Origin of the sequence: Neisseria sp. HMSC03D10 (genome assembly GCF_001807625.1) — a bacterium.
Lineage (GTDB): Bacteria > Pseudomonadota > Gammaproteobacteria > Burkholderiales > Neisseriaceae > Neisseria > Neisseria mucosa.
In genome coordinates this window covers 1-9,420 of the sequence record NZ_KV789531.1, presented here as the reverse complement: position 1 = coordinate 9,420, position 9,420 = coordinate 1, and the positions used below count along the sequence as shown (strand labels likewise).

10 protein-coding genes and 2 tRNA genes are annotated in these 9,420 nt (G+C 53.4%); 6 read left to right on the top strand and 6 right to left on the bottom strand.

Annotated elements, in window-relative coordinates; translation table 11 throughout:
- The first annotated feature begins 58 nt into the window (after positions 1–58).
- Positions 59–134 (top strand) — tRNA-Val (locus HMPREF3066_RS05305).
- A 32-nt stretch (positions 135–166) separates the two neighbouring features.
- Positions 167–243: transfer RNA gene (locus HMPREF3066_RS05300), tRNA-Asp, on the top strand.
- 359 nt (positions 244–602) lie between these two features.
- Here the strand turns inward: HMPREF3066_RS05300 and HMPREF3066_RS05295 are convergent.
- Positions 603–1,397, bottom strand: coding sequence for a 3'-5' exonuclease (locus tag HMPREF3066_RS05295; protein ID WP_070440960.1), 795 nt, complete (start codon positions 1,395–1,397; stop codon positions 603–605).
- 188 nt (positions 1,398–1,585) lie between these two features.
- Here HMPREF3066_RS05295 and glyQ point away from each other — a divergent pair, with 188 nt between their 5' ends.
- Together glyQ and glyS are read left to right on the top strand one after the other, a co-directional pair.
- Complete coding sequence (gene glyQ / locus HMPREF3066_RS05290) at positions 1,586–2,482, top strand: glycine--tRNA ligase subunit alpha (protein WP_070440957.1); 897 nt, start codon at positions 1,586–1,588, stop codon at positions 2,480–2,482.
- 116 nt (positions 2,483–2,598) lie between these two features.
- Entirely contained in the window at positions 2,599–4,662 is a 2,064-nt protein-coding gene (glyS, locus tag HMPREF3066_RS05285; protein ID WP_070440954.1) for a glycine--tRNA ligase subunit beta, read from the top strand.
- A gap of 491 nt (positions 4,663–5,153) precedes the next feature.
- Here the strand turns inward: glyS and plsX are convergent, their stop codons facing one another.
- From plsX to HMPREF3066_RS05265, 5 genes are all read right to left on the bottom strand, one after another.
- On the bottom strand, positions 5,154–6,212 hold the full coding sequence (plsX, locus tag HMPREF3066_RS05280; RefSeq protein WP_070440951.1) for a phosphate acyltransferase PlsX: 1,059 nt from the start codon (positions 6,210–6,212) through the stop codon (positions 5,154–5,156).
- Positions 6,209–6,388 (bottom strand): hypothetical protein, encoded by a 180-nt coding sequence (locus tag HMPREF3066_RS12235; protein WP_003756542.1) that lies wholly within the window; start codon positions 6,386–6,388, stop codon positions 6,209–6,211. Before HMPREF3066_RS12235 ends, plsX begins: the two co-directional genes overlap by 4 nt.
- A 112-nt stretch (positions 6,389–6,500) precedes the next feature.
- A complete protein-coding gene (locus HMPREF3066_RS05275) occupies positions 6,501–7,028 on the bottom strand; it encodes a phosphoribosyltransferase (RefSeq protein ID WP_049223868.1) in 528 nt (175 codons plus the stop codon).
- A 159-nt stretch (positions 7,029–7,187) separates the two neighbouring features.
- Positions 7,188–7,367 carry a 50S ribosomal protein L32 gene (rpmF, locus tag HMPREF3066_RS05270; protein WP_003744026.1) on the bottom strand — a complete coding sequence of 60 codons (180 nt, stop codon included), beginning with the start codon at positions 7,365–7,367 and terminating at the stop codon, positions 7,188–7,190.
- Positions 7,368–7,401: 34 nt separating this feature from the next.
- Positions 7,402–7,902 (bottom strand): YceD family protein, encoded by a 501-nt coding sequence (locus HMPREF3066_RS05265; RefSeq protein ID WP_070440948.1) that lies wholly within the window; start codon positions 7,900–7,902, stop codon positions 7,402–7,404.
- 54 nt (positions 7,903–7,956) lie between these two features.
- Between HMPREF3066_RS05265 and HMPREF3066_RS05260 the strand changes: the two genes are divergently transcribed.
- Both HMPREF3066_RS05260 and HMPREF3066_RS05255 read left to right on the top strand, forming a co-directional pair.
- On the top strand, positions 7,957–8,547 hold the full coding sequence (locus HMPREF3066_RS05260; protein ID WP_070440945.1) for a Maf family protein: 591 nt from the start codon (positions 7,957–7,959) through the stop codon (positions 8,545–8,547).
- Positions 8,548–8,605: 58 nt separating this feature from the next.
- Positions 8,606–9,316, top strand: coding sequence for an SAM-dependent methyltransferase (locus HMPREF3066_RS05255; RefSeq protein ID WP_070440941.1), 711 nt, complete (start codon positions 8,606–8,608; stop codon positions 9,314–9,316).
- The last annotated feature ends 104 nt before the right edge of the window (positions 9,317–9,420 follow it).

The following is a 9,420-nucleotide window of genomic DNA, read 5'->3' as shown; positions in this document are numbered from 1 at the left end:
GCCCCGTCCGCCGCGCCAAATTTCAAAAATACTGACATCGTCGGTATTTTTTATTTTCGGGTGATTAGCTCAGTTGGTAGAGCGTCTGCCTTACAAGCAGAATGTCGGCGGTTCGACTCCGTCATCACCCACCAAGTTTCCTTTCATTGTTGCAAAACAATGATGCGCGGTGGTAGCTCAGTTGGTTAGAGTACCGGCCTGTCACGCCGGGGGTCGCGGGTTCGAGCCCCGTCCGCCGCGCCAAATTTCAAAAATACCGGCTTTGCCGGTATTTTTTTACGCGTAAGAAACGAACGTGGAGAGGGCTGCTACTTGGGCTTTAGACGACGACGTCTTATAGAGATTTCACTTTAAAGCAGGATAGGGTAGAGAAGTGGTCGGCTGTATAGAGAGTCTGCAGTTGATTACCTTGTGCTTTCGAACCTTAGTAAATCGTGTTCTCTTTGAGTTAAGGTGAGGTAACGTTGTTTTGGTTTGAAGTTAAACCATTGTAGGTTCTAATTTTGTTTAAGGTCGTCTGAAAAACAGAAATCCATACCGGATTATGCTTTTCAGACGACCTTTATGATTGGTAGGAACGATAGACTTTCCAAGCCTGACGTTTAACGCCACGCGGCGACAAACTCGTTCCAATGCTGCTTGTCCTGAGCCTGTCCGGTCAGGTAATGCTTCAGCCGTTTGACTTCCACTTCATACTCGTCCGCGTCCAAAGCGCCACTCATCAGGCGGAAGCGCAAGAACATTAAATAAGTGTTTGCCGCATCGGTTTCGCAATAATCGCGGATGTCTTTCAGACGACCTGCGTGGAACGCCTCCCAAACTTTGCTGCCGTCCATGCCCAGTTTGCCAGGGAAGCCGCAAAGTTTCGCCATATCGTCCAGCGGTACATTGGCACGCGGTTGGTACAGGGCGAGCAGGTCCATCAGGTCGCAATGGCGGTTGTGGTAGCGGCTGATGTAGTTGTTCCACTTGAAATCACGGCTGTCGCCGAAATCGCCCTCGCCCATATCCCAATAACGCGCCGCCGCAATGCCGTGTATCAGCGCGCGGTAATGCAGGACGGGCAGGTCGAAGCCGCCGCCGTTCCAACTGACCAATTGCGGCGTATGGCTTTCGATAAGGTCGAAAAACTTGGCGATCATTTCCTCTTCGCTGTCGTGCATTTCGCCTATGGTGCCGACATGGATTTTGTCCTGCCCCCAACGCATACAGCAGGAAATGGCGACTACTTGGTGCAAGTGGTGCTGCATAAAGTCAGAGCCGTTTTGGGCGCGGCGTTTCTGCTGGGCGAACAAGACCACCTCGTCGTCCGGCAAAGAAGCAGGCAGGTCGTACAACAGGCGGATGCCGTTCACATCAGGTACGGTTTCAATATCGAAAGTCAAAATCGGGGTCATGGGCGACTCCTCAAATTCAATCAAAACAGATTAAAACAGACAACAGGATAACGGCATTGTGGCATGTTTCCGCATTTATTGACAGTCAAATCACACCGCCGCCCCACCATTCCATCTGCCTGTACACCTACCCAAAACACCGTCAAAACAGTAAAATCCCCCTTTTATCCCAATTCGAACCATAAGCCATGCTCACCTTCCAACAAATCATCTTCAAACTGCAAACATTCTGGGCAGACAAAGGCTGCACCGTCATCCAACCTTTCGACATGGAAGTCGGCGCCGGTACTTCCCACCCCTCCACCTGCCTGCGCGCGCTCGGCCCCGAGCCTTGGTTTGCCGCCTACGTCCAACCCAGCCGCCGCCCCAAAGACGGCCGCTACGGCGACAACCCCAACCGCCTGCAACACTATTACCAATTCCAAGTCGCCCTCAAACCCGCGCCCGCCAATATCCAAGACCTCTATCTCGATTCCCTGCGCGAATTGGGCATCGACCCCAAAGTCCACGACATCCGTTTCGTTGAAGACGACTGGGAAAACCCCACCCTCGGCGCATGGGGCTTGGGCTGGGAAGTCTGGCTCAACGGCATGGAAGTGACCCAGTTCACCTACTTCCAACAAGTCGGCGGCATCGACTGCACGCCTGTACTCGGCGAAATCACCTACGGCATCGAACGCTTGGCGATGTACCTGCAAGGCGTGGAAAACGTCTATGACCTCGTTTGGGCAAAAACGCTGGACGGCAACACCGTCACCTACGGCGACGTGTACCACCAAAACGAAGTCGAACAATCCACCTACAACTTCGAATACAGTGATGCCGACTGGCTGCTGCGCCAGTTCAACGACTACGAAGCGCAAGCCAAACGCCTGCTCGCCGAAGAAAACGCCAGCCTCGCCCTGCCCGCCTACGAGCTGGTCCTCAAAGCCGGACACACCTTCAACCTCTTAGACGCACGCGGCGCCATTTCCGTGACCGAACGCGCCACCTACATCGGCCGCATCCGCACCCTCAGCCGTACCGTAGCGCAGAAATACGTTGAAAGCCGCGAGAAACTGGGCTTCCCGTTGATTAAAAAATAACGATACATCGTCTGAAACAGGTTTTCAGACGACCTTTATTGCGTATCCATTAATACAGGCCGTACGGCATATGCAGGATTTATAAGCAGGGCCTACGGACAAACAGAAAGTCTCACATGACAACCCAAACCCTTTTAATCGAACTCCTTACCGAAGAACTCCCCCCCAAAGCCCTGAATAATTTAGGCAACCACTTCGCCGCTTCTGTTGCCGAAGGCTTGGAAAAAACGCAACTGATTGACGGTGCAGCCGAATATACCGCCTACGCCTCGCCGCGCCGTTTGGTCGTTCAAGTTAAAAACGTGAAAGCCGTTCAAGCCGATCAAAAAATCGTGAAAAAAGGCCCTGCCGTGGTAAATGCCATGAAAGACGGTGCGCCGACCAAGGCTTTGGAAGGTTTTGCACGCGGTGCGGGGGTGAAAATCGAAGACTTGACCATCGTCCACGACGGCAAGCAGGATGTGTACGCCTACGAATATATCCAAACCGGCAAACTGTTGGGCGAACTTTTGGAAGACATTATCAATCAAGCCGTTAAGAAACTGCCGATTCCGAAAGTGATGCGTTGGGGCAGCAGCACGTTTACCTTCGTGCGCCCCGTTCACGGGCTGATTGTGCTGCACGGCGGCAACATCGTGAACGTCAGCGTTTTGGGTCTGCAAAGTGGCAATCAAACCTTGGGACACCGCTTCCTTTCCAGCGGCGAAATCACCATTGAAAACGCCGACAGCTACGCCGCACAAATGCGCGAGCAAGGCAAAGTCGTCGCTTCGTTTGTCGAGCGCAAAGCCGTGATTCAGACGGCTTTGAACGAGCAGGCAGGTCGTCTGAAAGCCACCGTAGCCGCCGATGAAGCCCTGCTGGACGAAGTGACCGCGCTGGTTGAATGGCCTGTGGTATTGGAAGCCGGTTTTGAAGAACATTTCCTCGCCGTACCGCAGGAATGCCTGATTCTGACCATGCAGCAAAACCAAAAATACTTCCCGCTGCTCGACCAAAACGGCAAGCTGATGAATCGCTTCCTGCTGGTCTCCAACCTGCAAACCGAAGACCCGTCGCACATCATCCAAGGCAACGAACGCGTTTTGCGTGCGCGCCTGTCTGATGCCGAATTCTTCTACAAGCAAGACCAGAAAGCGACTTTGGAAAGCCGCCTGCCCAAGCTGGCAAACGTGGTGTACCACAACAAAATCGGTTCGCAAGCCGAACGCATCGAACGCCTGCAAAGCATCGCCGCCCACATCGCCAAAGCTTTGGGCGCAGATGCCGCCGCAGCCGAACGCGCCGCGCGTTTGGCGAAAGCCGACTTGGTGACCGAAATGGTCGGTGAGTTCCCCGAACTGCAAGGCACGATGGGCAAATACTACGCCCGCTTAGACGGCGAAACCGAAGAAATCGCCGAAGCCGTCGAGCAGCACTATCAACCGCGTTTTGCCGGCGACAACCTGCCGAACGGCAAAGTCGCCACCGCCGTGGCGCTGGCCGACAAGCTGGAAACCTTGGTCGGCATTTGGGGCATCGGCCTGATTCCTACCGGCGACAAAGACCCCTACGCCCTGCGCCGCGCCGCCTTGGGTATTTTGCGGATGCTGATGCAGTATGGTTTGGACGTAAACGAGCTGATTCAGACGACCTTCGACAGCTTCCCCAAAGGTTTGCTCAACGAGAAAACGCCGTCTGAAACCGCCGACTTCATGCAGGCGCGCCTTGCCGTGTTGCTGCAAAACGACTATCCGCAAGACATTGTTGCCGCCGTACTTGCCAAACAGCCGCGCCGTTTGGACGATTTGACCGCCAAACTGCAAGCCGTCACTGCGTTCAAACAACTACCCGAAGCCGCCGCACTCGCCGCCGCCAACAAACGCGTGCAAAACCTGCTGAAAAAAGCCGATGCCGCACTGGGCGAAGTCGATGAAAGCCTGCTGCAACAAGACGAAGAAAAAGCCCTGTATGCTGCCGCACAAGACTTGCAGCCGAAAATCGCCGCCGCCGTTGCCGAAGGCAATTTTCAGACGGCCTTGTCCGAACTGGCCTCCGTCAAACCGCAAGTCGATGCCTTCTTCGACGGCGTAATGGTGATGGCGGAAGACCCCGCCGTAAAACAAAACCGCCTGAATTTGCTGAACCGTTTGGCAGAACAGATGAACGCGGTAGCGGATATTGCGCTCTTGAGCGAATAATATCGAGCCATAAACAAAGGTCGTCTGAAAACGGGAAAGCAGCTTTGCCCAACGTTTTCAGACGACCTTTTTGATTGTTTCAGGTTCGCTAGGTAACCGATTTAAAGTTAATCCACTATATATAGTGAACTTATTTCGTTTTCGAGATTGGCTCTACTATTTTCGTGCAAAAGTGGAAACCTAAAGATTAGAAATCTTGGAAATATTTAAATATTCTTGAAAGACTGAAATATAGACTTTTGTCTGTGTGGAAATGACGAAGGTGATGCAGCATGGGCTTTGCTTTCAAAAGTTATGGAAAAAAGCTTTTAAAGTTTTTGGCATAATTTGCCGATAAAGCTTGTGCCAAAAGTTTTGGTTTTCTGGACGGCATATGGTTTGGCAAGTTTGTTCTAAAAATTATCAACCGAATGCCTGCATATGATTTTTCAAAAAAAACGTCGTCTGAAAATTTTTCAGACGACGTTTTTATATTTTGTCGTTCAATGGCGTTATTCTGCCGTATCAGAAGCAGCCTCTTCTTGTTCTTTGATTGCCTCCAATGCGGCAAGTTGTGCCGCGACACCTTGTTCGATTTTCGACAGGCTGGCGGATTTTGCTTCGTGGTAGGCTTCTTCTAAGGCATAGCTGAAACCGACATCGTCTGTGCCGCCATGGCTTTTGATGACGATACCGCGTAGGCCGAGCAGGATGGCGCCGTTGAATTTGCGCGGATCCAGTTTGCTTTTCAAGCCTTTCAGGGCGGGGAGGGCGGCGACGGCGGCCATTTTGTTGAACAGGTTGCGTTGGAATTCCTGACGGATGGCTCCGCTCATGAATTTGACCGCGCCTTCGATGGTTTTAAGCATGATGTTGCCGACAAAGCCGTCTGCGACAATCACGTCGGCTTCGCCGTACAGGACTCCATTGCTTTCAATGTTGCCGATGAAATTCAGTTTGCTGCTTTTGAGCAGTTTGAAGGTTTGTTTGACGGTGTCCGTGCCTTTGATGTCTTCGGTGCCGACGTTAAGCAGGCCGACGCGCGGGCTACCTTTTTGCGGGTAGAGGGCTTGGAAGAGTTCGTTGCCGATGATTGCGAACTGTACGAGCTGCTCGGGCGTGCAGTCGACGTTTGCGCCCAAATCGAGGGCGAGGGTCAGGTGTTCGCTGTCGGAAGGCAGGAATTTGGCGATGGCGGGGCGGTCGATGCCGGGAATGGTTTTGAGGACGAAGCGGGCGGTCGCCATGAGCGCGCCGGTGTTGCCGGCGGAGACGGCGGCTTGCGCGGTGCCTTCTTTGACTTGGTTGATGGCAATGCGCATGGAGGAGTCTTTTTTGTTTTTCAGGGCAAGCTGAGGGGCTTCGTCCATGCCGACGACTTCGGAGGCGTGGAGCACGGTAATGCGCTCCATCGGCGCGTTGGCTGCGGAGAGGGCTTGGCGGACGGCGGATTCGTCGCCGACCATAATGAGGTGTACGTCTTGCTGCTGTTTCAAAAAGGCAAGGGCACCGGGGACGGTAACTGGGAGACCTGAGTCGCCGCCCATGGCATCTACGGCCAATGTAATCATGTTGTTCTCCGGTTTGTGCTGTGAAGCGGAAGAGGGGCGGTGTCGGCTGCCTCTGTGGGTTTGTTCGGCTTCACAGTCGGTTTCAGACGACCTTTTTGCGATACGCGGTACGGGGTCGTCTGAAAAGGGGTGTATGTGTGGTCGGGGGCTTCGGATTGAAGGGTTGCGTTCCACATTCTAATGCGTTTTATGAAGATACGCTGAAAAGAGGCAAAATCTCGTTTTGTCGGTGTTCTACGGATTTCGCTTTTACCGTTTCCGGAGAAGGCGGGCTTCTCCGTCGCGGGCTTATTTTTTGCCTTCGGCGGCAAGGCGGTTGTGTTCGTCGATGTCGAGTGCGTCCCAAGGGTAGTTGATCCACCAGTCTTCTACGGTAAGGCCGCTGAAGTAGGGGATGCTTTCGGGGATTTTACCGACTTTGGCTTTGATTTTTTCGTGCAGGACGGCAACGCCGATGGTGCCGAAATCTTCTTTTTGCAACTCGGTCAGGCAGAATTCCATGGTTACGCGGCTGTCGTCGACTTCATCGACTACGAGTACGTTTTTGCCTTTCAATGCGTCAGGCACGGGGTCGAGCCATTGGACTTTTTTGACTTCTTCCGTTACCTGTCCTTCGTTGTCGCTGTCGTAATAGGCGGTGGTTACGGCGTAAATCGGGATTTCCAGAAAGCAGCGCAGCATACGGGCGGGGATGAAGCCGCCGCCGCCGATGGCGATCATGGCATCGTATTTGACGCCGGAGTTTTGGATTTTTTCCGCCAACGCTTTGATCACGCGGTGGATATCGTCGTAGGTGTACCAGATTTTCTGTTTCATGGCGATTCCCGATTGGATGGGGTGTATCAGTTTGAACTGCAGGGATTTTGTGCCGCATTTTGAAGCATGGGCAGGCATGGAGTCGGGCAGTTCGGATGTAATGTAAAAAAGCCAGCATTGCATGGCAATATTCTGGCTTTTTCAGTCAGTCGAATAAGATTATTCGCCTTTGGCTTTCACTACTTTACGGCCGCGGTACATACCGTTGGGGGAAATGTGGTGCGGGCGGTGTACTTCGCCGGTTACGCTGTCAACAGACAGAGAAGGCGCGGTCAAAGCGTCGTGAGAGCGGTGCATACCGCGTTTGGAAGGGGATTTTTTGTTTTGTTGAACGGCCATTTCAAGCTCCTAGATAAATAAAACTGTGTCCTGATTAACTGCTTTTCAAACCTGCTAAAACAGCAAAAGGGTTGGGTTTGTCCTGATTGACTTGTTCCAGCGCGGCATTGTCGCAGTTTTCGTGGCGCGGGGAGAAGGGGAGCGACATTAGGATTTGGTCTTCCACCAACCCGCGTACGTCGAGTTCTTTCTCAATCGGCATGCCTTCCAACTCTTCGTCGGCAAGCATTGCTTCATCCAAGTCCTCTTCGTTGGTGAACAAAACAATACGGCTGGTTTCGTCGAGCGTAAACGGCATGGGGCGGATACATCGTTGGCAAATCAGCGGCATATCGGCTTTGACGTTCAAATCGAGAAACAAACGCTGCAGCCGGTCGCGTCCGCCGCTCAGCGTAAACGACACTTTGGTCTGTTTGTCGGCCGGATAATCGTGCGAACGGACTCGTTCGTCCAATTCCTCAAGCAGGAAGCTGCCTTGCAGGCTCTGCTTTTCGGAGGCGAAAACTTCTGGGTCAATCAAATTAGGGTCTGACATAAACGGGGTATGATATAATTTCGACAGTCTAACGTCAATATTTTTAAGCAAAATATGAGTGCAAAACTGCCTTTGATATTGGGTTCGGGTTCGGTGTTCCGCCGCGCGCAGCTCGAACGTTTGGGCGTTGATTTTCAAACTGCCGCGCCTGATTTCGACGAAACGCCTGCTGCGGGTGAAAACGCGGCGGATACTGCCTTGCGTTTGGCGGAAGGGAAGGCGCGTTCGCTGGCGGCTCGACTTCCTGCCGCGTTGGTGATCGGCGCGGACCAAGTGGCGTGGTGCAATGACCGCCAGTTGGGCAAGCCGATGAACGTCGCAAATGCACAACAAATGCTCAGGGATTTGAGCGGCAGAAAGATTGAATTTTACAGCGCAATCGTGCTTTTGAATACTGCTTCGGGACGCATTCAGCGCCATGTCGATAACACGTCGGTTGTGATGCGCGTGCTGACAGACGGGCAGATTGAGCGTTATCTGGCGCGCGAGCCGGATGCGGTTTACTGCGCGGGTGCGGCGAAGAGCGAGGGCTTGGGCGCGGCGTTGCTGGAGCGAATAGACAGCAGCGACCCGAACGCGCTTATCGGTTTGCCCATCTTCAAACTGGTCGAGTTTTTAAAAAACGAAGGCGTAGAAGTCATTTAGGTCGTCTGAAAACAGCCGTTTGACGGTTTCAGACGACCTTCCGTATAGGAAATCCATCATGTCCCCGATTCTTTACCTGATTCCCACCCCTTTGGGTGCGCCCGATACACCCTGCCTGCTGCCGCACGAACAGACGCAGATTACCGGCTTGACCGATTTCGTGGTTGAGGCCGAAAAAACCGCCCGCGCCCATTTGAAACATTTGGGCATCACGACCCCCATTCGCGAGCTGAACCTGCAAACCCTCAACGAACACACCGACCTGAAAACCCTGCCCGAGCTTCTGAAACCTTTGCAGGAAGGGCGCAGCATGGGCATCCTCAGCGAAGCGGGTTGTCCCGCGGTTGCCGATCCCGGCGCGAATTTGGTGGCATTGGCGCACCGACAAGGCTATGAAGTCCGTCCGCTGGTCGGCCCGTCCAGCCTGTTGCTCGCGCTGATGGCGTCGGGGGCGAACGGGCAGAATTTCGCGTTTAAAGGCTATCTGCCGTCCGAGAAAAGCGAGCGTATCGCCGCTTTGAAGAGCTTGGAACAGCGTTCGCGCCAGCAAAACGAAACCCAGCTTTTCATCGAAACGCCTTACCGCAACGACGCGTTGCTCGCCGACGCGCTGGAAACGCTGTATCCCGAAACCCGCCTCTGCACCGCAACCGACCTGACTTTGCCGACGCAGGAAATCATCAGCCAAACCGTTGCCGCTTGGCGGAAATTGAAAACGCTGCCGAATTTAAAAAAACGCCCGACGATATTTGTGTTGCACGCGGGTTAGGAAAGCAGGGGCGGGCGGTTGGATGAATTAGAGCCCGCCATACTGAAAAAGGTCGTCTGAAACCTTCCAGATAAGTTTGAACTGCACCCCAAAAGTTGGACATC